Below are 21,069 nucleotides of genomic sequence, written 5' to 3' on the forward strand. Positions count from 1 at the left end.
CTGCTCGGGATAGTCCGCACCCGAGAGTACTCACTTCAACGGACTATCTCCAAAACCCCGGTCACGTAGGCGTGCGCAACGAACAACGGCGAGGCGGCCGCGGTCGCCGCCAGTAGGCGCAGACCGGCCGGCCGGGCGTAGAACGCCAGGGCGATGCCGGTGAGCCCAAGAGTCAGCAACGGCCAGGCGCCGTAGTCCGTGCTGACGACAAACGCCCGAGTCTCGACAAGCGCCACCGGAAACCACGCGATGGCTGCCATCAACCCAGCCATCACAGCCAACCTCCGCCCTCCGTCCTGGGTGTCGCCCGAGGTGGCGAGGTCGGGGGGACAGGCGAGGACGGTGGCGGCTGTCAGGGTTGCGGCCAGGGCTTCGAATGGTCCGTCGCCGTACAGGCTGGGCGTGACTGTCCACTGGGTGGCGTAGGCCAGGAGGCCTGTGGTGGTGAGGAATCGGCCGGCGGGCCAGCGGCGGGTGAGGGTGAGGATGGCGCCGGTGGTGATCAGCGCGAGCTGGAGGATGTTGAGTGCTTGCGGGATGTCGATCGTGGCCAGGTGGCTGCGGGTCGAGCCGGGGGAGAGGGCGATTCCGGCGTACCAGCGCATGAGTTGGATGCCGGCGTACGCTGCGGCGACCGCCAGGGAGAAGGGTGTGGTGAGGGCGATGAAGCGGCCGGCGGGGGAGGCGGAGTCGAGGCCTAGGCGCACCCGGAGGGCATGCGCGATCAGGTCGGCGTCCGCGCGCAGCCGGGCCGGGAGAGGGAGATCCATCGTCAGGTCGCGATGCACGTCGAGAATCTCGCGGCCGTACGCCTCTCGATAGCCGGCCGGATACAACCGAAGAAGGCCAGCGTTGTGTCGCCGCCGAAGAAGGCCAGCGAGGTGCCGCCGCCGAAGGAGGCCAGCGAGGTGCCGCCGCCGAAGGAGGCCAGCGAGATGCCGCCGCCGAAGGGGGCTGGCGTGGTGTCGCGGTCGGAGGGGGTTGGTCGGGTCCTGGTGGAAGGGGCCGGTCATGTAGCGGGGGCGGTGCCGCCGGCGAGGCGTCGGCGGACCTCGCGGGCGGTGGCTGCCAGGCGCTCGGCTTCAGCCTCGAGTCGCTCGCGGCCGGCTGGACTGAGTGCGAAGATCCGCCGCGCCCGGCCGCCCACCACTTCCTCGCGCTCTACCTGGATCAGCCCCTCGGCGAGGAGCCGATCCAGAGCGCCGTAGAGAGCGCCTGTGCGCGGCGCCACCCGCCCGTCGGTGATTGCCTTGACCTCTTGAGCGATCGCGTACCCGTGCCGCGACTCGTTGGCGAGCGCCGTCAGCAACAGCAGGGCCAGCTCCTGCATCCCTCGGTCGGTCATGCGGACAGAGTATTCCGTTGACCGTACTCAGGCGTGCGAGATCAGCGGGCCGCCGTTGTAGGTGACCATGTCGGTGAGAGCGGCGATCAGGTCGACGGGGGAGTCGTCGAGTTCGGAGTAGGCGCGGTGGAGGTTGCCGACGATGCGCTCGGCGTCGAGCAGGTCGGCGTACTGGCCGAGGTCGGTGTTCTGGGCTGCTTCGAGGGGAGACAGGCCGGCTGCCCTGGCGTTCTCGGCGGTTTCCTGGATGAAGCGCAGATAGCCGAGCACGTCGTCGATCAGGGATGGGCCGGCGAGCCGGCCGTGGCCGGGGACGATCGTCGTGGCGTTGAGCGGCTTGAGGACGGTTTCCAGGACCTCGATCGAGCCGGCTACCGAGCCCATCAGGACGAAGGGCGTGCCACCGTTGAAGAGGAGGTCGCCGGTGAAGAGGACCGAGCGTTCGGGGATCCAGACGATCGAGTCGTTCGTCGTGTGGGCGGGCTGACCGACGTACCGGACTTCGCAGGCCAGGTCGTCGTTCCAGAGCGTGACTCGATCGGCGAAGGTGAGGCTGGGGAGTTCCAGCGGAAGGTTGCCCCACTCGACCGGGGTCCAGAACGGGAGCTGCGCGGGCGGTCCGAAGGCCTCCATCTGGGCGCGGAGGTGATCGTGGGCCACGATCGTCGCGCCGGTGAACAGCGCGTTGCCCCAGGTGTGGTCGCCGTGGTGATGGGTGTTGACGATCGTCCGTACCGGCTGGTCGCTGAACTTGCCGATCGTCGCCTGGTAGTCGCGGGTCCGGCTCTCGGTCGCACAAGTGTCGACGCTGATCACGCCTCGCCGGCCGACCAGGAAGCCGGCGTTGTTGACCCACCAGCTCCCGTCCGGCTGGAGGTAGGCGTAGATGCCTTCACTGATCTCGACGGCGGCCGGCGGAGTCATTGAGTTGCGCATGGCACCCAAGATTAGAGGGGGCCGGCGGCAGCTCGTTGGCGGAAGCCTTCGAAGAAGACTTCGGGGACGATACCGGCCTATAAAGGGTGGATGGACGACGACGTCATTCGGTTGCTGCGGGCCCGCAAGGAGCAGGGGAGTACGCCGGGGCATCGGCGAGACGATGCGCGGGTGGTGTTGCTGATCGGGGGTGGGAGTTCTCGGGGTGCGTACTCGAGTGGGATGACGGTGGCGGTCGAGCAGCTGGGAATGCCGCCGTTGTTCGATGCCGTGCATGGGAGTTCGGCCGGTGCGATGAGAACCCGGTCACGGAATGCAAGCGGGCCCTACTGGTTCGGTCACCGATAGTGTCCCCGCAGACCCGGTGCCTGTCACCAGCCCAGCCTCAACTTCCCCGACCTGGTCCGGCATCGATGCCGGCCGAATACCGAACCGTTCCCTGCGACGTCTTGACAATCGCGCGAAATCCTTTACCCAGCACGCGTTTGAAGCGGGCTGGAATCCAGGCCGAAACTGTTGCTGTCAGCAACTACCGGCCGATGACCCGGGGAAGGGCCGAGACTGACCTCAAGCACCGTGTTCATTACCGTGGAGGAACCCCATGAGCGAGCTGACGAGCGGAGCCTTCGTCGTCGAGCGGTCCGACGGCCGCGACGACGGCGAGGACTGGACCGAGAACTACGAGGAGCTGCCCGGCGGGGTCGGCGTCTCACTGATCTTCGAGTCCACCACCAAGGAGGGCGTCGGCCCGCGCCTGCACCTGCACCATTACCCGGAGACCTTCGTCATCCGCCGCGGCTCGGCCACCTTCACCGTCGGCGACACCCAACTCGTCGGCCGGGCCGGCCAGATCATCGTCGTACCGGCCGAGACACCCCACAAGTTCTCCACCGGCCCCGATGGCTACGAAGCCATCCACATCCACGAGAATTCCACCTTCGAGACCATCTGGCTCGAGTAACCGCCCCCAAGGAGTCCCGTGCACCCCCTAACCCGCCTGGCCCTGACCCTCACCACAACAACCACGCTCCTGGCCTCGACCGGATTGACCACGGCATTCGCCGCACAGGCAACTCCGGCCACCGCCGCACGGGTCGCGCCGGCGACCGCGGTGCGGGTCGCGCCGTTGAGCGCCGTACGGGTTGCCCCGACGTCTGCCGTCCCGGTCGCGCCAGCGAGTGCCCTCGTACCGGTAATCGCCGCGGATTCGGCGGGGCGGCGTCGGTCTTCGTGCTCGGTGGTGTGGTTCGACCTTGGGAACACCTTGGTGGATACCTCGGTGCCTGGGCGGATGACGTGGATGCCGGGTGCGTTGCGCCATCTGTTGCTGCTGCGGGCGGTCGGCGTACCGGTCGGGCTGATCACCAACGTGCCGCCGGAGTGGGGTGCCACCGACGCCGAGCGGGCCGCCGCGACGAAGGCGTACGTCAACTCGTCCTGGGCCGAGTCGCACCCCTTCCCCTGGGACCTCTTCGGCGACCGCATCCTCACCCCGCGTACCAAAGCCGAGTCCAAGCCGGCCCCAGCCCTCTTCGAGCGGGGCCGCGACGCAGCCGCCCCCTGCCACTCGTTCTACGAAGGCGAAACCCCCGCCGAGATCACCGTGGCAGAGCAGACAGGGCTGACCGGCTACCTGATCGGCCAACCCGATCGCCCCGCCTACCTACCGGTCTGGCGCGTGCTGTTGCCCTGAAGCTAGCTGGGCAGAGCGTCTTCCATCCCGTCGAGGATGGCGCGGCAGTCGCGCAACAAGGTCGGGGCGTCTGCGGCGGTGAGGAGGAAGACGCCTAGCCAGTTGCGGGAGCCGCCGGAGGGGTCGAATTCGGGGACTCGGGTGCCGGTGGGGAGCATGAAGGCGGGGACGGGGGCGATGGTGCTGCCGGGGGAGAGGAGCGTTGACCAGTCCACCTGGTCGGGGTGCCAGAGGGGTTGGGTTTGCCAGGGGGTGCCGGCTGAGTTGGCTGGGACCACGGCGACGGAGGCTGCGGCCCGGCCGCCCTCGACGAGCATGGCGGGTGGGTAGTCGACGTGCTCGCCTAGTTGTTCGCGGATGAGCATGCCGATGGGGTCCAGGTCGAAGACGATTTCGGCCTGGCGGGTGGTCAGGAGGCCGCCGAAGCGGGCGCCTACCTCGATGACGACCAGTTCGCCGTCGGCGCGGAGCTTGAGCTCGGTGTGGGTGCCGCAGGTGTCCAGGCCCAGGGCGTCGACGGCGCGGCGGGAGACCTCTTCGATCCGGCGCTGCAAAGGCTCGGGCAGGACGCAGGGGGACGTGCTGGCGACCTCGATGTACGGCGGTACGGTCGGCAGCTTGGCGGTGATCGCCAGGGCATGGTACTTGCCCTTGGCAACGATGCCCTCGACGCTCAGGTAGTCGCCGTACCCGGGATCGGAGTACCAGCCCTCCGTGGTGCCGTCCATGATCTCTTCGACCAGCCGGTCGGCGTCGGTGTTCTGCTCGTACAGCTCGTTCATGCCGACCTGGCCGCCCAGCTCCAGCGCCTGCTCGATCTCCGCCCAGGCGTCAGCGACCTGATCCGCAGACGTGAGCACAAGCTGAGCCACGGACCCAGCGCCCCACGCAGGCTTGAGGAGCAGCGGCGGAGTCAACGCGGCCAGCGCACCATGCAGGTCAGCAGCCGAGTCGACCCGACGAAACCGAGGTATCGGTACGCCGGCAGCCTGCCACGCCTGCCGCATCAGCCGCTTGTCACGCGCCACCCGGATGCCGGGCCCGGCACCGGCCAGACCGAGCCGATCCGCAGCGTTGGCGACAGCCAGTACTGCGAACTCCGACAGCGTGAACAGCGCATCCGCACCAAGCTCACGAGCATGCGCGACGATCGCTTCCACCACCGGCTCACCGGGCGTCAGCCCGCCCGGGTGCACGGTGATGCTCGTGCAGCACGGCTCCCAGATCTCCTTCGCGGCCTCGGGCAACGGCGACAGCGCGAGCACATGCAGCTCTCCGCAGGCGGCGATCCGGGGGAACGCGGTCTCCAGGGGAGCGCCGCCCTTGACGTAGACGTACAGAATCTTCTTCACGCGACACGCTCCTTGACGGCCGCGCGGTCGCGGCTGCGATTGACGAGTACGGCGAGAACGACCATCGCCACGGTGACAGTTGCCGCAAGCGCGACGAGGAAGCCGGACATCGCGCCACGGCTGAGAAACCAGCCCAGGACGAACACCACGAGGGCGCAGACGGCGCGGTCGGCAAGCGACTCCACGGACAGCAGCGTCGCCCGCCGGGACGGCTCGGTGATGGCGGAGTTGACCAGCTTGCGCTGCACGGGGAAGGCGAGCCCGGACGCGAGCGAGAACACCGCGAGACAGACCATCGTCCCGGCCAGCCCGAGTGGGATGACAGAGGCAAGCGCGATCGCCATCAGCACGGTCAGTACCAGCACGACCCGGATCTGCCCGAAGCGAGCCAGTACCTTCGAACGCGCGGCGCCCGCCACCTCGAAGACAGTCGTCGCAGCCATCAGTACGCCGAACCAGTGCAGCGGCAGGTGCTTCGACTCCAGGATCGGCTGGAACAGGTTGGCCTGCCCGATCCGCACCAGCGTGAAGATCGCGATGCCTTGCGCCATCAGCAGCATCAGCCGCTTCGACGAGCGCAACGACCGGAGCGCACCGGCCAGCGCAGGAAACACCGGCTCAGGAACCGCGGGGTCCTCGTCCGTCCTCGGGAGAGCAGGGAAACCGAAGGCGATCGCAGCGGCGATCCCGCACGTCACAGCCGAGAACACGTACGGCGAAGGACCCCACCAAGCAGTGAGGAAGCCGGCGGCGGGCAGACACACGATCCGCCCGATCAGCGTCCAGGCGCGCGCCGATCCCTCGGCCCCCTGGTACGCCGCGTCGTTTCCGGTCCGATGCAAATACTCGTACAGATAAGCACTGCCCGCGCCGGAGAACAGCGAATGAGCCAGCGCGATCAACAGGAACTGCGCCAGGAACCCGATGAAGGTCGGCTGCCAGACCGGGATCACGTTCGCCACCACGAGGATGACAGCGCCACCCTGCAGGCAGCGCCGGTAGTCGAACCGGTCCGCGATCATCCCGGTCGGGATGTCGAGCAGGCAGAACGCCAGGTAGAAGATGCTCTGGATCGAGAAGATCTGCTGGTCGGACAGCCCGGCCGAGCGCTGGAAGACATAGAAGACCGGCAACCACCACAGCAGCCCGGCGAAGAGCTGAAAAGCGTTGTAGCGACGGATGACCCGGGTCGCCTCGGGAGTCGGGGCGCTCACGCGGCGAGCTGGTACGGACGGCACTGCAGCAGGACGATCCGGTCGCCGTCGACGAGCCACTCGACATCAACCGGCGCATCGACGGATCCGTCGGCACCGGCGAAATGGGCCTGGAGCAACCGGCCGATCAGCGCGAGCCGTCCGAGTGTCGCCTTCGCCTGGTCGTCGACGTCAGCCGGTTCGGCGCCCATCGCCACGGTCCGGCTGCCGCCCTCCATCGTGTTGTAGAGGTGCTGCAGCGGATCCCGAGCACCCGAGACGACGTCGTCGACCGAATTGCGGGCGAGGTTCAGCAGTACCGAGCGGAAGTCGGTCCGGTCGAGCGGGTTCGTGGTGACCATGACCCCGCCGAGCGCCCCATCGAGCTGCTGCTGGATGACGACTCCCATGAAGCAGTCGGACAGTCCGATGCCGGCCTCGTCGCGGAGCAGTACGCCGCGAGTCGTGACGAGCGAGGCCCAGACCCGCTGGATCGCGTCGATGACGTCCTCGATCGACTCGACCTCGGGCACCGACTCGTAGATCCCCGCGGCGGAGAAGCCGATCAGGTCCTCGGCGTTCGACGAGCTGCGGACGACGACGCGGCCGGCGCCGGTCAGGTGGCGTAGTACCGAATCCTCGATCAGGGTGCGCAGCTCGGCCGGCAGCGGGGTCTCGCGGATGAGCGCGCCCAGCTCGGCGCAGAGTCCGTCGATCTCGCCGCCGAGGGCGAGCGCCATCTTGAGCTTGCCGATGGTCTGCTGGATGGCCGGCGACGACTCGAGGAACTGCTGCTGCAACGCGAACGGCAACGCGATCCCACGCGGTACGACGACGTGCTCGGCGACCATCCGCTGCGCCGCCTGGTCCAGTACGCCGGTATCGGTGCCGGTCGTGCCGAGTTGCCGGGCGAGGTACTCGAGCAGGTGCGGCCGCGGCGGTCGCGGCTTCTCGTAGAAGCCGAGCCAGTAAGGCGATCCGTCGCGCAGTACCGCCGTCAGCTCGCCGAGGTTGGCGGCCTTGGTGCCGAAGCGATGCGCGTCCGTCGAACGCAGCTGCTCGAGCGGGAGGATCTGGGCGGCGGCGAGGTCGGGCTTGCCGATGTCGACCTGGGTGACTGCCCAGGGCGGGCCGGCGTCGACCGAGTCCGGCCGGGTGATCGTGCGCACGGCCAAGGCATTGGCGGCCGCGTCGACGGTCAGTTCTACCCAGTTGCCGTCGAGTTGGGCGAGGCTTCGCAATGCGCCCTGCTGGATGGCGTTCGGGATGCCCCAGCCGGCGGCGAGCACGTTGGTGTGCGACAGCGGGGTGGTGTGCTTGGCGTTGATCAGCCCGGACACCCGCGGGATGTCGTCGGGCATCCGCTCCATCACGAGGATGTCGTGCCAGCGCACCGGATCGGTCGTGGTGCGGTAGGCCGTTTCATCGGCGAAGACGCGCAGGCGGCCGGTCGTCGTACCGGGGTTGAGCGGCACGTACGGCGCGGTGGAGTAGAGCTCGTGGGCGAGGATCAGCGGCGCGGTCGTGCCCTGCAGGAAGCCTTCCTGCAGATGGTTCGCGGGCTTCAGCAGCACCGGTACGGCGTCGTCGACGAGAGCGCGGACCGTTGTGTAGAAGGCGCCGAGCAGGTCGGGACCCATCGTGTCGACCTCGACGGTCTCGAGTGAGAAGAACAGGCCGCCGTACTCCGGGCGGTCGTGCAGCGCGAGCGTCCCGAGCAGGAATCGCCGGTCGCCGGCGCGGTAGACGGAGTCGTTGAACGCGTCCAGGTTGCGGGCCAGTTCGGCCCGGGTCATGCCGAGGATCCGCTCGGCGACGTACTGGACGTGCAGCATGCGCTCGGCGCCGTCGATCAGGTGGACCGTCGAGGTCTGCTGGTCGAGGACGAGCTTGACGTAGGGATAGCCGGCGACGGTGGTCGCCAGGCCCGAGAAGTCGGCCAGGGTGAGGCGATCAGCGGGCAGAGCGGGGACGATGGCGGCCAGGGCAGAAGGGGCGGGAGCGGTAGGCACGAGAGATCACAATAAGGTAAACAATGCCACTCAGGGTAGTTTATCTAACCCTCTGTGAGCACAATCACGCGCTGCTAATAGTTGCCGCAGGCATCATTTGTGGACGCTTAATCGATTAACTTCTGACATGCTTTCTGTGCATTAAGGCACAATTGAATGCTAATCTGTGCAGATTATTGCAACGAGGGGAGCGATCGTGTCCGGTGTCTTCCTAGGAGTCGACGGTGGTGGCACCAAGACCGCCTTCGCCCTGGTGTCCAGTGCCGGTGAAGTGCTGGCGAGCACGGTGGCGCCGAGCTGCTACTACCTCGGGCAGGGCATCGAGCTGGTCGAGCAGGTGTTGCGCGACGGCGTCGAGTCGGTCTGCGGCGCAGCGGGTGTGCCGCCCGAGCAGTTGGCCTACGCGTTCTTCGCGCTGCCGGGATACGGCGAGGTCAGTGCTGACCTGGCGACCTTGGACGCGATTCCCGGTCGGGTGCTCGGGCACCAGCGCTACAGCTGCGACAACGACATGGTCGCCGGCTGGGCCGGGTCGCTGGGCGCGATCGACGGCGTCAACGTGATCGGCGGGACCGGGTCGATGGCGTACGGCGAACGCGACGGCCACGGGCTTCGGGTCGGCGGCTGGGGTGAGCTGTTCGACGACGAGGGATCGGCGTACTGGATCGCGATCCGCGGCCTGAACACCTTCGCGAAGATGTCCGACGGTCGGCTGGCTCCTGGTCCGCTGCGGAAGCATCTCGCCGAGCACCTACGGTTGGCCGCGGACCTGGATCTCGTCGACGTGGTTCTCAACCGCTGGCAGGGCGATCGGGCCCGGATCGCGTCGCTGGCTCAGCTGGTCACCGCGGCCGCCGATGACGGCGACGAAGCCTGTACTGCGATCCTGCGCGAAGCCGGTCGATCCCTTGCGGGGTTGGTGAAATCCACCATCGCGCAGCTCGGCTACGCGCCCGGCGAGGTGGTGCCGGTGTCGTACTCGGGCGGTGTCTTCAAGAGCGACGAGGTCCGCACTGCCTTCCAGCAGCATCTCGCCGAGGAGCCGGTCGACCTGCGTGACCCGATGCTCTCGCCCGTCCTCGGCGCCGCCCTCTACGCAGCTCGGCTGGCGGGCAGCCCGCTGAACACAGACTCCATCACCAAGCTGACCCTCTAGAGCCAGAGCGCGGAGCCGGCCAGAGCGCGGAGCTGGCCAGAGCGTGGCGCTGGGCTCTAGGTGGCCAAGGCGCGGAGCTGGGCTTCGCGGACCGCCGAAGTCTGGCCTTGGACCAAGGCGAAGAGGGCTGAGCGGGCGTGAAGCTGGGCGGTGTCGTCAGCGGACAGACCCCGCCCGGCACGGGAGATGAGAAGTGCACGGGTCAGGACGCCAAGCGCATCGCCGATCGCGACCTTCAAGGCGAGCCTTTCGTCGATGCGCTGTGGGGCATCGGGGCCGGCCGCGGTGACCGCATCGGTGAGTGCGTAAGCCTGCTCGCGGATCAGGTCGACCCTGGGTGCCCAGACCTCAGCGACCTTGTGTGCGGCCGGATGCGGGCCGGCGCGTAGTTCGTCGAGCACGGTGGCTGCCAGCCCGAAATGGTGTGCACGAGCATCTGCGGCTCCGGCGACATCGGCCGCTCGCCAGGTGTCGAGATCCTGTACTGCGATGACGTGGCGGTCCGGCGCCTCGACGCCGGTCAGCTGGACGCGCTCGGTCCGGCTGCCGTTTGCGGCGCTGAGGCGCAGCGGCGTACCGATGACGCCGTCGCCGATCGGGACAAGCGCGTGCACCACCCGCGGCCGGGCCGGATCGACCGCATCGACCCCGGCGACGCCGATCCACTGGTTGAGTCCCCAGCCACTGACCCACGAGATGGTTCCGTCGAACACCCAACCGCCATCGGTACGCCGGACTGCGACGTACCGCTCGGGATACCGCCGCACGTCGCTGAGCGCGACCCCCAGCAATACCGAGCCACGCAACAGCCGATCGGCGAGCTCCCCATCAAAGCTGGACCCCGGTTGCTCGACAGCCTGCCGGATCCGCCCGACCTGCGGCGCGTGCTGGGCCCAGACCAGCCAGGTGTTGTAGCAGCCCCCGGCGAGCAGTTCGTGCAGGCGACGATCGGCGCCGCGATCGAGGTCGGCACCGCCGTACTCCGCTGAGGCGAGATGGTTGAGAGCGCCTAGCTCGGCGAGATCGCGCACGGTCTGCTCGGTGACGCCGGTCCGGTCGGTCTCCAGCGCGCGCGGGCGAAGCACGTTATCGGCATAGGCCTGCACCCGGTCGAGCAGAGGTTCGGTCATCTCATGTCCTCCGACTCAGGTACGTGAGAGTTGAGTCCCGGCGCTGCCGGCGACAACTGCAGTGGCGTCGTCGAGTGATCCGATCGCTGCCCGGCCGGACGTCTCCGCGACGAACTGCCGGGCGGCGGCGACCTTCGGCCCCATCGAGCCGGCTGGGAAGGTGTGCTCGTCCAGGTCGGCCAGGGTGATGTCGTGCAGCGGTCGCTCGGTCGAGGTCCCATAGTCGAGGTACACCGCCGGTACGTCGGTGAGCATCACCAGCCGATCCGCGTTGAGCTGTGTCGCCACCAAGGCAGCCACATAGTCCTTGTCGACAACCGCCTCGACGCCGGTCAAACCGTCAGGCCCTTCGGTCACCGGTACACCACCCCCGCCCGCGAGGACAACAGTCGTCTGGCTCCGCAGGAGCAGGTCGGCCGTGTCGAGCTCGACGATGCGCTGAGGCTTGGGGGAGGGCACCACTCGTCGCCAGCTGTTGCCGTCGCGGCGGATCGTCCAGTTGTTCCGTTTGGCGAGCTGGTGGGCCTTGTCCTCGGCGTACCCGCTCCCGATGAACTTGCTGGGACGGTCGAACCCAGGATCGTCGGCGGCGACGACGGTCTGGGTGATCAGGGTGACGACGGGACGAGCCAGGCCTGCGTTGCTGAGCGCTTGCTGGAGCCAGTAGCCGATCATGCCTTGCGTCTCGGCGACCAGATCACTGAGCGGGTACGAACGCGAGAGACTCAGGTCCGCGGTGCTTTCGAGGGCGAGCAGTCCGACCTGCGGACCGTTGCCGTGGACAAGTACCAGCTCGTGTTCGGCGGCGATCTTGGCCAGCGAGGGAGCCGCCGCGACGAGGTGCGCGAGCTGGACGGCGGCATCGGGCTTCTCACCCCGGCGCAGGAGGGCGTTGCCGCCGAGTGCAATGACTATGCGCATGCCTCAGCTTCCCATGCGGGCGGTCAGGGAGGCCGAGATTGCGGCGGCGACATCTTCGGTCCAGGCGGCGATCAGCTCCCAGTCGCGGGAGTCGGTCGCCAGCTCGCCGGTGGCCAGGTGGCGGGCGAGGAAGCCTTTGGCCGTGTCCGGGTCGAGCGCGCCGGCGAAGGTCATCGCGGGCGTCGCACCGATCCGGCGAGCGAGCCGGCTGACGTTGTGGGGCATCGAACAGAGCTGCTCGCGGTCGGGACCGACCGGGCCGCTGTGGAACAACCAGACCTGACGGTCGCGGAGCTCACCGGCGTACTGGCGGAGGAACTGGACCGCCTCCGGACGCCATCGGCGCAGGTAGATGGCGCTGCCGGCGACGACGGCGTCGTACTTCGTGACCGACTCGATCGCGGTCACGTTCCGTACGTCGGCCTGGTGCCCGTGCCGGCGCAGCCCAGTGCCGATCGCCTCGGCGATCCCTGCCGTCGAACCCATCTTGGTGGCGTAGGCGACCAGAACCTTGCTGGACATCGGTGTTCTCCTCACCTGGTAACGATCGTCGCCTGTGTCACGGCGACCGGGCCGACCGGCAGCTCGGATGCTTGCGTCGAGCCGTCCATGCCGATCGGTAGTGGCGGCGGGGGGATCAGGACCTGTCGGCGATGCCGGCGAGCAGGCGTCTGGGGGTGGTGGCGTGGATGGTGCTGTGGCCGAACCGGATGATCATCTGGGCGAAGCCGGGTTTGCCGGTGATGCGCTGGACCGTGCGGCGCAGGTCGTCGAACTCGAGGGGCTGGTTCAGGAACGCCGCCTTCAGACCCTCGCGGGTGGCGATCAGCAATGTGCGCTGGAGGGCCATGCCGGCAGCGAGCTGGCCGGCTTCGGAGTCGCCGGCGGTCGACAGGACAGCCAACGCCGGCTCGGTCTCGAAGGTCGCGGTGGGGCGGGTCTGATCGGCGGGCCTGGTCCCTAGGTCGCGAACCGGCGCCGGATAGGTGTCCGAGCGTGGCCCCAGCACCGAGCTGGGGACGCCGTCGGTACTGCGATCGCCGCCGACCCAGCGGGCGCGTTCGGCGCGGCGGTGCCAGTCGCCGATCTCGCGTAGGTCGGTATCGATCAGCAGAGCGAGTACTTCGCGGACCTGGTCGGCCGGCAACCAGGTGAGCTCGGCACCGCCGGCCATCGCCGCACGACTCAGTGCCATCCGATCGTCGATCGGCACCTCGACCGGGCGGACCGGTTCCCTGCTGGTGTGCCGGCGGGGGATCTGGGCGAAGAGCTGGTTGAGCTCGCGGTCGGGGCTGTCCGTCGGCTGCACGACGATCCGGGCGGCCAGATCCGGCTCGGACGCGCTCGGCAGCAGGCCGAACCAGCTGTCGTAGCCCAGCGAAGCCGCGGCGCAGCGCAGGTTGAAGGTGGCTGCCCCGGCAGCGATCCGTCCTGCGCGACCGGTCAGGTCCTCGGCGAGGAGCGCCCGCGATCCGTCCAGGTAGATGTCGATCACCGGGCCGTTCACCTCGAACCGCCAGGGCTGCGTGTTGTGCATGCTCGGCGCGGCCGCGGCGGCGCCCAGCAGTACGTCGATCTGTTCGGTCGTCAGCTGGTCTTCGGACATGAGGGCCTCCACGACCTGATCGGGCGGCAACTCCTGCCGCGTCTTGAGCCTCGGCCAGGCGGCGCCGGAGCACAGCAGGCATGAGTCCCGCCCGGCCAGGACCTTCGGCACCAACTAGGTGACCGCGTGCTCTGCCGGCTGTGCCACCTCGGCCGCCACGATCAGGTGTTCCCACCCAATGGAAGGAAACACCATGACCGCCACGTCGCACCGGCTGCACGGCTCGGTACCTGTGAAGGAGGCCGGCCCGGCCCGCAGTACGAGCGTCAACGCCGGGCGCGCGCTCGCCGTACTCCGGATCGCCGCCGGACTCACTTTCCTGTGGGCCTTCGCCGACAAGTTGTTCGGCCTCGGCTTCTCCACCAAGGCAGGCAAAGGCTGGATCGACGGCGGCGACCCGACTGCCGGGTTCCTGGGCAAAGGCGCCACCGGACCGTTCGCGAGCTTCTACCACTCGCTGGTCGGTGACTTCTGGGTTTCCCCGCTGTTCATGATCGGACTGGCGGGCATCGGTCTGGCCGTCACGCTCGGGATCGGGATGCGGATCGCCGCCGTCGCCGGAACGGTGCTCTACCTGCTGATGTGGAGTGCCAGTCTGCCGCTGGAGACCAACCCGGTGCTGGACGATCACATCATCGGCGCGATCACCCTGGTCGCCCTGGCGCTTGTTGCCGCTGGCAACGTCTGGGGATTCGGCAGGCAGTGGGCGGAGCTGCCGATCGTCGAGCGGTACCCCTGGCTGCGGTGAGCGCTCCGATCAGCTGGGGTTGGCGTTGAGTGGCGCGCGTAACTCCAGTACGGTGCCGCGCGGCTGGTTGGCCTCCAGCCGTACGGCGCCACCCAGTGCGGCGGCCCGTTCCTCGAGATTGCGCAGACCGCTGCGCCGGTCGGACGGTCCGATGCCGATCCCGTCGTCGCAGATCCGGGCCGTCACGTCCACACCGGTCACCGTGATCTCCACTGCGACGGCGCCGGCCCGGGCATGCCGGACCACGTTCGACAGCGACTCGCGGACCGCGGCGACGATCTGTGGCCGCACCGAGGCGGACACGGCCGTGTCGATCGGCCCGGTGATGATCAGCTCGGGGCGGAAACCCAGCGGACCGGCGTACTCGCCGACGAGGGCGTGGAGGTCGGCGCGCAGCGACTGCCGGCCGGGCTGGCTCTGCAACTCGAAGATCGCGCCGCGCAGGTCGCGGATGGTGGCATCGATGTCCTCCACCGCGGTGGTGATGCGCTCCTGCACCTCCGGACGGACCATCCGGTGCATGCCCTGCAGTTGCAGCCCGGTGGCGAACAGCCGCTGGATGACCAGATCGTGCAGATCGCGGGCGATCCGGTCGCGGTCCTCCAGCACCGCGAGGACCAACCGGTTCTGCTGAGCCTGCGCCCGGTCGAGCGCCAGCGTCGCCTGGCTGGCGAACATCCGGACCAGATCCGTGCCGGCCGTCACGCCGAGAACCGCGTCGCGATCGGCGGCCACCATCAAGATTCCGCCGGTACTGTCCTCGCCGCCCGGCAGCGGCGCGAAGATGGCCCGGCCGAGGGTGCCGAGTTCGGGAAAGTCTGCCAGCCGGCCGGTCTCCTGGGCGAGGGCGGACAGGTCCTCGACGACCAACTGCTCGTCGCCGCCCAGCACGTCGCCGAGCACCGGCCGGTCGGCAGGCATCCGATGGCCCAGATAGCGGTGGAAGGCCGCCGGTCCGTCGACGGCCTGTAGTACCAGTTCGCCCTTCTCGAGCAGGAAGACCATCCCGAGGACGGAGCCGGAGACCTCACGAGCCCGGGCGGCGATCAGCTGGAGTGCTTGCCGTGAATCGAACTCGCCGAGCATGAACTGGGTGATCTCGGCCGTGATCTCGTGCCAGCGGCGGCGGCGCTCGGTGTCGGCGTGCAGACGGGCGTTGTCGATCACCACGCCTGCCGCGGCCGCCAGGGCGGTCACCGCGCGCTCGTCGTCCGCGGTGAAGTCGGCGCCGTCGGCCTTCTCGGTCAGATACAGATTCCCGAAGGCGTGCCCGCGAGTCCGGATCGGTACGCCGAGGAAGCTGCTCATCGGTGGATGATTGGCCGGGAAGCCGAAGGAACTCGGGTGCCCGGCCAGGTCGGTGAGCCGGATCGGAGTGGGGTGGTCGACCAGCAGGCCGAGGATGCCGTGTCCTTCGGGGTACGGCCCGATGGCGGCGATCTCCGCCGCGGTGACGCCATGGGTGATGAAGCGGACCAGGCGCTTGCCGTCGGGGCCGACCACGCCGAGTGCGCCGTACCGGGCTCCGGCCAGTTCGCAGGCGGCGGTGACGATCCGGTCCAGCGTGCTGGTCAGGTCGAGGTCGGCGCCGATGCCGACGACGGCGTCCAGCAGGGCTTCGAGGGTGCCTTCGCCCCAGGTCGCGCGATTCTTGCTCACTTTCCTGCCGGTACCGGCCATGCGGCCCACCGTACGGAACGATGACCGCCTTGGATACCTACGGTGACCGGCGCCCTTCCCGGGCGACCAGACGTCGGCCCTCGAGTACCTCGATGCCCAGCCGGATGAGATCCGCGCGGCCGCCGTGGTCGAAGAAGCGCGGCAGCCTACTCATCGTCGCCGGCGCGTCAGGCAGCAGCGGTCTAGTGTGAGCCGCAGTCCCGACTGTGAGAGCTGGCGTGGGGCGACACGACGATCAAGGTGTTCCTGCTCGACGACCACGAGGTCGTTCGCCGCAGCTGCGGCACCCGGTGGAGGACGATGACGACCCGCGGTACAAGTCGCCGACCGAGCAGGAACGCAGGATCCTCGACCTGATCGCGGAGGCGGCCGTCTACGCGGTGGAACGCACGAAGCGCCAGCCGTCGAGGTGACCTCTCCACGCTTGTCACCTCCGGTCGCCGTACCGATACCTCCATCCAGCGCGCGGCCGGCGGATCGCGCCAGAGGCCCCTGGTGGACGGGACCTTCGGTGCCGGCCGTCAGTCGAGGATCCATTGCAGGGTGTCGTTCGGGGTGGGTTCGTACGAACAGGTGAGGCCGGTGTGGATGGTGGAGCGGAGGTGGTCGGCGAGCGGCTCGTCGACGGTGGCGATCCGGTCGATGGCGGCGCTGATCGCCTTCTTGACGGCCACCCGGGCGCGCTCTTGGCTGGAGCCGGTGGTTCGGGCGCGGCCGCCGAGGCCGGTCGCTCGCGCCAACTCGTCCAGGAGCGCGTCGCGCTCCAGGCGGACGGTGGTCAGCCGGCCGAGATCGGACCATTCCCCGGCCTCGGTGAGTTCCTGGTCGAGGTCGCGAAGGCGTTGCCGGTAGGCCTTGAGCGCTTGCTCGTCCAGTACTTCGCCAAGGCCGGACTCGATCGCTGTCCCGGGGCCGACGAGGTCGAGTGCGGCGACCGGCCGGCGTGGGTGGCGGAGTAGCTCTCGGAGGTAGCCGAAGCCGCGGAGTTCGCGCAGCGGCGTACCGGCTGGGTTTCTGCCGATCAGCCAGAGTCCGCCGGGCGCAGGCCGGAACTGTACCTGATTGTTGTCCTGGGCAACTGGTTCGAACGGCCAGGAAGCCAGACGATCGCGCCACCAGGGGGCGTCGAGCCGGTCGTAGGTGGCGAGGGCGCGGGTGCGGAGGCGGTCGGCGGTGGTGGGGTCGCCGAGCAGCGCGGCGGCGCGGGCGAGGGTGTCGTCGGTGACGCCGTGGAACCATACGGCTCCGGCGTTGAACACTGCGCGGCCTTCGTACGGTCCGAGAAGCTCAGCCGCTTTGCCGACGACCTCGCGATCGGCGACGGCGAGCGCTGCATCGAGGACACACTGCAGGGTCAGCAGCCAGTTCACATCGCGGGGGAGCTCGTCGAGCACGGTCCCGTGGAAGGTGTGGACGAGCGCGCGGATCCGGGGGAGGTCTCCGGCGCAGGTCCAGAGGTAGGCGGCCTCGGCGGAGAGCACGGTGATGCCTTCGGACAACGCGAAAGACTCGGCAGCTGTGGCTCCGGCCGCGCAGGCGTCCAGGTCGCCGGACTGAGCTGCGGCATAGGCGGCCATCGCCATCAGCACCATCCACGAATCCGGCAGCGCGGCCTGGTCGGCGGCCTTGGTGGCGATCTCGATCAGCCCGGCGGTGGTGTCGGTCCGGCCTCTGAGCACGTCGAGCATCAGCCGGCGCGAGGCGGAGAAGAAGAGCGCTCGCGGCGACTCCTCGCCGAGTCGTTCGAGGGCACGCGACTGTCGGTGGATCGCTGGGACGTCGAGGCTCTCGCAGGCGACCTGCAGCCCCCACAGATGTGCTTGCAGACGTGCGTCGGGATCGAGGACATGGGCCGCGACGTCGTCGAGGCGACGGGTGAGTGAGCGGCGTACTTCGAGTTCGTCCGGACCCCAATGCGCGGCGAGCGCAGCGTCGAGACAGTCAGCGATCAACGCCGGTACGCCGGTACGCTCCGCGCACTCGACCGCCTCGGTCGCGAACTGAGCAGCCCGCGCGGCCTGACCGGCGTAAGCCCAGCAGCGGGTGAGCGCGGCGGCCAGGCGGGCTCTCGTCGCGTCGTCGGTGGTCCTGGCCAGTACGTCGTACAGCTGAGCGGGGAGCTTCCCCGGCTCGGCGCCGAACAGGTAGACGGTGGCTGCGCCGAGCACCGCCTGGGTCCAGCCGTCGAGGTCGTCCGCTTCCCGGCATCGCGCCGCTGCTTCGTCGTACAGGCTGGACGCGGCGTCTCCCCGGCCGGCCGCGCGCTCGGCGTCGGCTCGGTCGAGGAGATCGCGGACCCTCGACGAGGTGGACATCAGCCTCATCGTAGGTTTCCGGGCAGCCCCGGCGGCGGATTTCAGGGACGGATCAGCTGTACCGCGGCCGCGTGCTCCCGCTGCTTGGCCTCGTCCCAGTCGCCGGTGCAGTAGATGGACAGGTCCGAGATGGCGGCGCCGACCACGTCGGCCCGGAGCATCTCCCGGCAGTACCAGCGCTGGCCGTCCTGCTCCCAGCGCTCCTCGAACTCGATCGTGAACCCGCGATCGGTCGGGTCTACCCGGGTCACGTGCACCTTGCCCGGACTGGGATGCCCTTCGAGGCGGATCGCGAGCGCGTCGTCGATGGTGTTCGCCTGCACCCGCCACTGCGGCAGCGACAGATCAGTGAACACATCGGGGGTGAAGAGCCCGTCCGGTACTTCGCCGGTCTCCAGGAACCGGATCAGCTTGGCCACAGCCGTCGTGACATCCGGCTGCATCGTCGTAGTCGACATGGTGTTCTCCCTGCTGGTGGTTGGTTGTCACCCCCTAGGCGTGACAACCACCGGAACACCGTGACGCCACTCGTCACACCTCAGCGTGGCTTGGTGAGGTCTTCCATGATCACGAAGGCGTCGGATTCGCCGAAGGTACAGAGCTTGCTGGAGGTGGGAATGAGACCGCCGCCCACGGACAGTTCGCCGCCCTCGCGGACGACGACGGCGCCGTTCGGAGCGACGATCTCCAGTTTGCCGTCGGCGGCGTAGCGGGCGGTGTAGCCGGCCGGCCAGACGAGTGGGGTGCGGTCCTTCGAGCTCGCCCGGGAGTCCGCCGGGATGAGGTACGGGCAACCCTCGGGAGTGACGCGCAGTACTCCGGTCTGCAGAGCTTGCAGTTCGCCGTCGCCCGGTTTCCAGGACGAGGTCGGGATGGCGACCGGCCTGCTGGACGGCGGGCTGCTCGCCACTTCGCTCTTGCCGACGTCGGAGGCGTTGACTGCGAAGACGACCGCGGCAGCAGCCACGAGCGCGGCGGCGACGCCGGAGGCGAGCCAGGTACGGCGGCGGCGTACCGGTCGTACTGCTCTGAGACCGAGGTCGTGGATGACGTGGGCCTGATCGCCCGCCTCGGCCAGCGTCGCGCGAAGCTCCTGCTCGAGCTCTGTCTGGTTCATCGGTTGTGTCCTTCAGCCGGGTCGTGCGCTGCTCTGAGGGAGGCGAGTGCTTTGCTCACGCTCGCCCGGGCGGTGGAGTCCTTGATCCCGAGCAGGGTCGCGATGGCGGCGTAGTCGAGGTCTTCGTAGTACCGGAGGATGACGACGGTCCGCTCCCGCGTCGGCAGCGTCGCGAGCATCTGCCACATCGCGTCATGCTCGACCAGCGCCAGTGATGGGTCGGGTTCCTGATGCTGTACGTCGTCCAGTTCCGACGATGTTTCGTGGGAGGAGCTGCGGCGGGTGGTCGCCAGGTAGGCGTTGACGAGGATGCGGCGGACGTAGGCATGGGGGTCGTCCATCGCGCGGACGCGTCGCCAGTGCCGGTAGGCGTTCATCAGCGCGGTCTGCGCGAGGTCTTCGGCGCGGTGGTGGTCGGAGGACAGGACGAGGCCCAAGCGCACCAGTTGCTGCCCGCGGGCGGCGACGTACTCGTCGAACTCCACCGTTTGTCTCCTGGGTTCCGGGGCCTTTCCTCTTCAAATGCCGTGGGTACCACAAAACGCTGCTTCGCCATGTCCAGGAAGTCTGAACGCCGCTATCGTCGCCCGGGTGCTGAACGTGCTGGCCGAGTTGGGCTCGGCGAGTTGGTCGGGTGAGGAAGCAGTGCGGTACGAGGTCGCACTGGAAGGCGCCGCTCAGGTGATCGGGTGGTACACCGAGCTGATCGCGCGCGAAGAAGCAGCCGGTACGCCGGACCGCGCGGCGCTCGCCGATTGGCGCGAGGCCCGGCAGACGTGGGCTGTCAGGCGGCGCGAGCTGACGCCCTTGAATGTGGACGAGGTCGCCGCCATCTACTCCGACGGCGAAGACCTACTGGCCGAACCCGATGAAGACCCACCAGACCTGGCGCCGAGGTCTGCCGTGAGGGGTCCGCTGTCCGATGACGAGAGCGAGTTGATCGGTACGCCGCAGGCTCGGCCGATCGTCGTGATCGTGGTCGGTGAACCCGGTGACGGCAAGGCGTCGATCACCGCGCTCGCCCGGGAGGTCCTGAACCGTCGCGGCCGTCCGGTCGTGATCGACCCCGATCGCCGGACGGCCGGCGCCACCCGTTACGTCAGCGCCCGGCGCTTCGATGTCGTACTCGAGGCGCCGGCTGATTTCGAGCAGGCGGCTCGTGAGTTCAAGGCCGCCGGCTATCAGGTGGAGGTCGCGATCGTCGCGGTGGCAGATGCGGTCAGCCGATTCGGCGTACAGGATCGCTACCTCCGTGCGCTGGAGGCCTACGGCTGCGGACGCCTAGCCGGTGATGAACAACCCGTACTCCGAGCAGCCGATGCACTCGATCGCGCACAACTCGCCGACGTGGTCGCCGTACTGCGGCCGAACGGCGACCTCCTCTACGCCAACCAGCGAACCGCCGACGGCCGCTGGCACCGACAACCCGCCGGCGCGGAAGCGATCGCCGCAGAACGCAATCGCCCCTGGACCGTCCTCGAGTCACGCCTCTTCCTCGAAGCGGTCGCGACATTCGAGGACCGCGGCCGCTCAGCGCCTGTCGCGGAGATCCGTCAACGGACCGTCGAGGCCGCCAGAGCAGTCACTGCTCTGGCGAGACCTCTCCTGCACCCGGACGCGGTGACACTACAGATCGCCACCGCAGGAATAGCGGCTCCTTAGACCCCGTGCTCGTTGCCCTGCCGGCGCTGGCGGCCCGAGAAGTCCTTGACCACGCGACCCCTCGGATCGACGACCTTGTCGCCGACCAGGCCCCCACCGGAACCGGCGGCCTTCTTGGCCTTGCGGCCGGACTGCCAGCCACCCTGCTCCGGATCCTGCGCCTTCTGCTTTCCCTTACCCCACGCCATCGCGGCATCCCTTCG

At 68.7% G+C, this 21,069-nt stretch carries 23 protein-coding genes; 7 read left to right on the top strand and 16 right to left on the bottom strand.

All coding sequences use genetic code 11. From position 1 onward, the window contains the following. Positions 1-35: 35 nt before the first annotated feature. The 3 genes from ABD768_RS31655 to ABD768_RS31665 form a co-directional block, all read right to left on the bottom strand. The gene (locus tag ABD768_RS31655) at positions 36-836 is read right to left on the bottom strand and encodes a hypothetical protein (protein WP_344846710.1); all 801 of its coding nucleotides are present in this window, start codon (positions 834-836) and stop codon (positions 36-38) included. A gap of 173 nt (positions 837-1,009) precedes the next feature. Beyond that, complete coding sequence (locus ABD768_RS31660) at positions 1,010-1,345, bottom strand: PadR family transcriptional regulator (protein WP_343965389.1); 336 nt, start codon at positions 1,343-1,345, stop codon at positions 1,010-1,012. Positions 1,346-1,372: 27 nt separating this feature from the next. After that, complete coding sequence (locus tag ABD768_RS31665; protein ID WP_344846712.1) at positions 1,373-2,281, bottom strand: MBL fold metallo-hydrolase; 909 nt, start codon at positions 2,279-2,281, stop codon at positions 1,373-1,375. 90 nt (positions 2,282-2,371) lie between these two features. Here ABD768_RS31665 and ABD768_RS31670 point away from each other — a divergent pair, with 90 nt between their 5' ends. From ABD768_RS31670 to ABD768_RS31680, 3 genes are all read left to right on the top strand, one after another. After that, the gene (locus tag ABD768_RS31670) at positions 2,372-2,629 is read left to right on the top strand and encodes a hypothetical protein (RefSeq protein ID WP_344846714.1); all 258 of its coding nucleotides are present in this window, start codon (positions 2,372-2,374) and stop codon (positions 2,627-2,629) included. Positions 2,630-2,882: 253 nt separating this feature from the next. Further along, positions 2,883-3,242, top strand: coding sequence for a cupin domain-containing protein (locus ABD768_RS31675; protein ID WP_343965384.1), 360 nt, complete (start codon positions 2,883-2,885; stop codon positions 3,240-3,242). Positions 3,243-3,260: 18 nt separating this feature from the next. Continuing rightward, positions 3,261-3,974 (top strand): hypothetical protein, encoded by a 714-nt coding sequence (locus tag ABD768_RS31680; protein WP_344846716.1) that lies wholly within the window; start codon positions 3,261-3,263, stop codon positions 3,972-3,974. 2 nt (positions 3,975-3,976) lie between these two features. Here the strand turns inward: ABD768_RS31680 and ABD768_RS31685 are convergent, their stop codons facing one another. Genes ABD768_RS31685 through ABD768_RS31695 form a run of 3 tightly spaced genes read right to left on the bottom strand, consistent with a single transcriptional unit; the run spans position 3,977 to position 8,531 of the window. After that, positions 3,977-5,326: an ATP-grasp domain-containing protein gene (locus ABD768_RS31685; RefSeq protein ID WP_344846718.1), complete on the bottom strand. Its 1,350-nt coding sequence runs from the start codon at positions 5,324-5,326 to the stop codon at positions 3,977-3,979. Further along, a complete protein-coding gene (locus ABD768_RS31690; RefSeq protein WP_344846720.1) occupies positions 5,323-6,540 on the bottom strand; it encodes an MFS transporter in 1,218 nt (405 codons plus the stop codon). The genes ABD768_RS31685 and ABD768_RS31690 overlap by 4 nt, the downstream gene beginning before the upstream one ends. Then, positions 6,537-8,531, bottom strand: a complete 1,995-nt coding sequence (locus ABD768_RS31695; protein WP_344846722.1) for a PEP/pyruvate-binding domain-containing protein — start codon at positions 8,529-8,531, stop codon at positions 6,537-6,539. Before ABD768_RS31695 ends, ABD768_RS31690 begins: the two co-directional genes overlap by 4 nt. A gap of 196 nt (positions 8,532-8,727) precedes the next feature. Between ABD768_RS31695 and ABD768_RS31700 the strand changes: the two genes are divergently transcribed. Then, the gene (locus ABD768_RS31700) at positions 8,728-9,687 is read left to right on the top strand and encodes an N-acetylglucosamine kinase (RefSeq protein WP_344846724.1); all 960 of its coding nucleotides are present in this window, start codon (positions 8,728-8,730) and stop codon (positions 9,685-9,687) included. A 56-nt stretch (positions 9,688-9,743) separates the two neighbouring features. On the opposite strand, the gene ABD768_RS31705 is transcribed toward ABD768_RS31700, so the two are convergent. The 4 genes from ABD768_RS31705 to ABD768_RS31720 all read right to left on the bottom strand — a co-directional run bounded on the left by ABD768_RS31705 (position 9,744) and on the right by ABD768_RS31720 (position 13,344). Continuing rightward, on the bottom strand, positions 9,744-10,817 hold the full coding sequence (locus ABD768_RS31705; RefSeq protein WP_344846726.1) for an acyl-CoA dehydrogenase family protein: 1,074 nt from the start codon (positions 10,815-10,817) through the stop codon (positions 9,744-9,746). A 15-nt stretch (positions 10,818-10,832) separates the two neighbouring features. After that, a complete protein-coding gene (locus tag ABD768_RS31710) occupies positions 10,833-11,738 on the bottom strand; it encodes a carbamate kinase (RefSeq protein ID WP_343965368.1) in 906 nt (301 codons plus the stop codon). A 3-nt stretch (positions 11,739-11,741) separates the two neighbouring features. Beyond that, positions 11,742-12,260 carry a flavodoxin domain-containing protein gene (locus tag ABD768_RS31715; RefSeq protein ID WP_344846728.1) on the bottom strand — a complete coding sequence of 173 codons (519 nt, stop codon included), beginning with the start codon at positions 12,258-12,260 and terminating at the stop codon, positions 11,742-11,744. A 115-nt stretch (positions 12,261-12,375) separates the two neighbouring features. Continuing rightward, positions 12,376-13,344, bottom strand: a complete 969-nt coding sequence (locus ABD768_RS31720) for an Acg family FMN-binding oxidoreductase (protein WP_344846730.1) — start codon at positions 13,342-13,344, stop codon at positions 12,376-12,378. A 193-nt stretch (positions 13,345-13,537) separates the two neighbouring features. Between ABD768_RS31720 and ABD768_RS31725 the strand changes: the two genes are divergently transcribed. Further along, positions 13,538-14,092 (top strand): hypothetical protein, encoded by a 555-nt coding sequence (locus ABD768_RS31725; protein WP_344846732.1) that lies wholly within the window; start codon positions 13,538-13,540, stop codon positions 14,090-14,092. Positions 14,093-14,101: 9 nt separating this feature from the next. Here the strand turns inward: ABD768_RS31725 and ABD768_RS31730 are convergent, their stop codons facing one another. Further along, positions 14,102-15,751, bottom strand: a complete 1,650-nt coding sequence (locus ABD768_RS31730; RefSeq protein ID WP_344846734.1) for a sensor histidine kinase — start codon at positions 15,749-15,751, stop codon at positions 14,102-14,104. Between the two features lie 311 nt (positions 15,752-16,062). On the opposite strand from ABD768_RS31730, the gene ABD768_RS31735 reads away from it, so the two are divergent. Further along, positions 16,063-16,185 (top strand): hypothetical protein, encoded by a 123-nt coding sequence (locus ABD768_RS31735; RefSeq protein ID WP_344846736.1) that lies wholly within the window; start codon positions 16,063-16,065, stop codon positions 16,183-16,185. A gap of 108 nt (positions 16,186-16,293) precedes the next feature. Here the strand turns inward: ABD768_RS31735 and ABD768_RS31740 are convergent, their stop codons facing one another. The 4 genes from ABD768_RS31740 to ABD768_RS31755 all read right to left on the bottom strand — a co-directional run bounded on the left by ABD768_RS31740 (position 16,294) and on the right by ABD768_RS31755 (position 19,689). Beyond that, positions 16,294-18,087 (bottom strand): hypothetical protein, encoded by a 1,794-nt coding sequence (locus ABD768_RS31740; protein ID WP_344846738.1) that lies wholly within the window; start codon positions 18,085-18,087, stop codon positions 16,294-16,296. A 41-nt stretch (positions 18,088-18,128) separates the two neighbouring features. Then, on the bottom strand, positions 18,129-18,545 hold the full coding sequence (locus tag ABD768_RS31745) for a hypothetical protein (RefSeq protein ID WP_344846740.1): 417 nt from the start codon (positions 18,543-18,545) through the stop codon (positions 18,129-18,131). 80 nt (positions 18,546-18,625) lie between these two features. Then, positions 18,626-19,204 (bottom strand): hypothetical protein, encoded by a 579-nt coding sequence (locus tag ABD768_RS31750; protein ID WP_344846742.1) that lies wholly within the window; start codon positions 19,202-19,204, stop codon positions 18,626-18,628. Then, the gene (locus ABD768_RS31755) at positions 19,201-19,689 is read right to left on the bottom strand and encodes a SigE family RNA polymerase sigma factor (protein ID WP_344846744.1); all 489 of its coding nucleotides are present in this window, start codon (positions 19,687-19,689) and stop codon (positions 19,201-19,203) included. The genes ABD768_RS31750 and ABD768_RS31755 overlap by 4 nt, the downstream gene beginning before the upstream one ends. 106 nt (positions 19,690-19,795) lie before the next feature. On the opposite strand from ABD768_RS31755, the gene ABD768_RS31760 reads away from it, so the two are divergent. Then, entirely contained in the window at positions 19,796-20,866 is a 1,071-nt protein-coding gene (locus ABD768_RS31760) for a zeta toxin family protein (RefSeq protein WP_344846746.1), read from the top strand. Here the strand turns inward: ABD768_RS31760 and ABD768_RS31765 are convergent. After that, positions 20,863-21,054 (bottom strand): hypothetical protein, encoded by a 192-nt coding sequence (locus ABD768_RS31765; protein WP_343965354.1) that lies wholly within the window; start codon positions 21,052-21,054, stop codon positions 20,863-20,865. The two genes, ABD768_RS31760 and ABD768_RS31765, sit on opposite strands and share 4 nt — an antisense overlap. Between the last annotated feature and the right edge of the window lie 15 nt (positions 21,055-21,069).

Source organism: Kribbella ginsengisoli (assembly GCF_039537185.1).
Classification (GTDB): Bacteria; Actinomycetota; Actinomycetes; order Propionibacteriales; family Kribbellaceae; genus Kribbella; species Kribbella koreensis.

Coding starts and splice junctions, on each gene's coding strand:
- ABD768_RS31660 (WP_343965389.1), bottom strand. CDS start 1,345: ATGACCGACCGAGGGATGCAGGAGCTGGCCCTGCTGTTGCTGACGGCG.
- ABD768_RS31665 (WP_344846712.1), bottom strand. CDS start 2,281: ATGCGCAACTCAATGACTCCGCCGGCCGCCGTCGAGATCAGTGAAGGC.
- ABD768_RS31670 (WP_344846714.1), top strand. CDS start 2,372: ATGGACGACGACGTCATTCGGTTGCTGCGGGCCCGCAAGGAGCAGGGG.
- ABD768_RS31675 (WP_343965384.1), top strand. CDS start 2,883: ATGAGCGAGCTGACGAGCGGAGCCTTCGTCGTCGAGCGGTCCGACGGC.
- ABD768_RS31705 (WP_344846726.1), bottom strand. CDS start 10,817: ATGACCGAACCTCTGCTCGACCGGGTGCAGGCCTATGCCGATAACGTG.
- ABD768_RS31710 (WP_343965368.1), bottom strand. CDS start 11,738: ATGCGCATAGTCATTGCACTCGGCGGCAACGCCCTCCTGCGCCGGGGT.
- ABD768_RS31715 (WP_344846728.1), bottom strand. CDS start 12,260: ATGTCCAGCAAGGTTCTGGTCGCCTACGCCACCAAGATGGGTTCGACG.
- ABD768_RS31720 (WP_344846730.1), bottom strand. CDS start 13,344: ATGTCCGAAGACCAGCTGACGACCGAACAGATCGACGTACTGCTGGGC.
- ABD768_RS31725 (WP_344846732.1), top strand. CDS start 13,538: ATGACCGCCACGTCGCACCGGCTGCACGGCTCGGTACCTGTGAAGGAG.
- ABD768_RS31740 (WP_344846738.1), bottom strand. CDS start 18,087: ATGTCCACCTCGTCGAGGGTCCGCGATCTCCTCGACCGAGCCGACGCC.
- ABD768_RS31745 (WP_344846740.1), bottom strand. CDS start 18,545: ATGTCGACTACGACGATGCAGCCGGATGTCACGACGGCTGTGGCCAAG.
- ABD768_RS31750 (WP_344846742.1), bottom strand. CDS start 19,204: ATGAACCAGACAGAGCTCGAGCAGGAGCTTCGCGCGACGCTGGCCGAG.
- ABD768_RS31765 (WP_343965354.1), bottom strand. CDS start 21,054: ATGGCGTGGGGTAAGGGAAAGCAGAAGGCGCAGGATCCGGAGCAGGGT.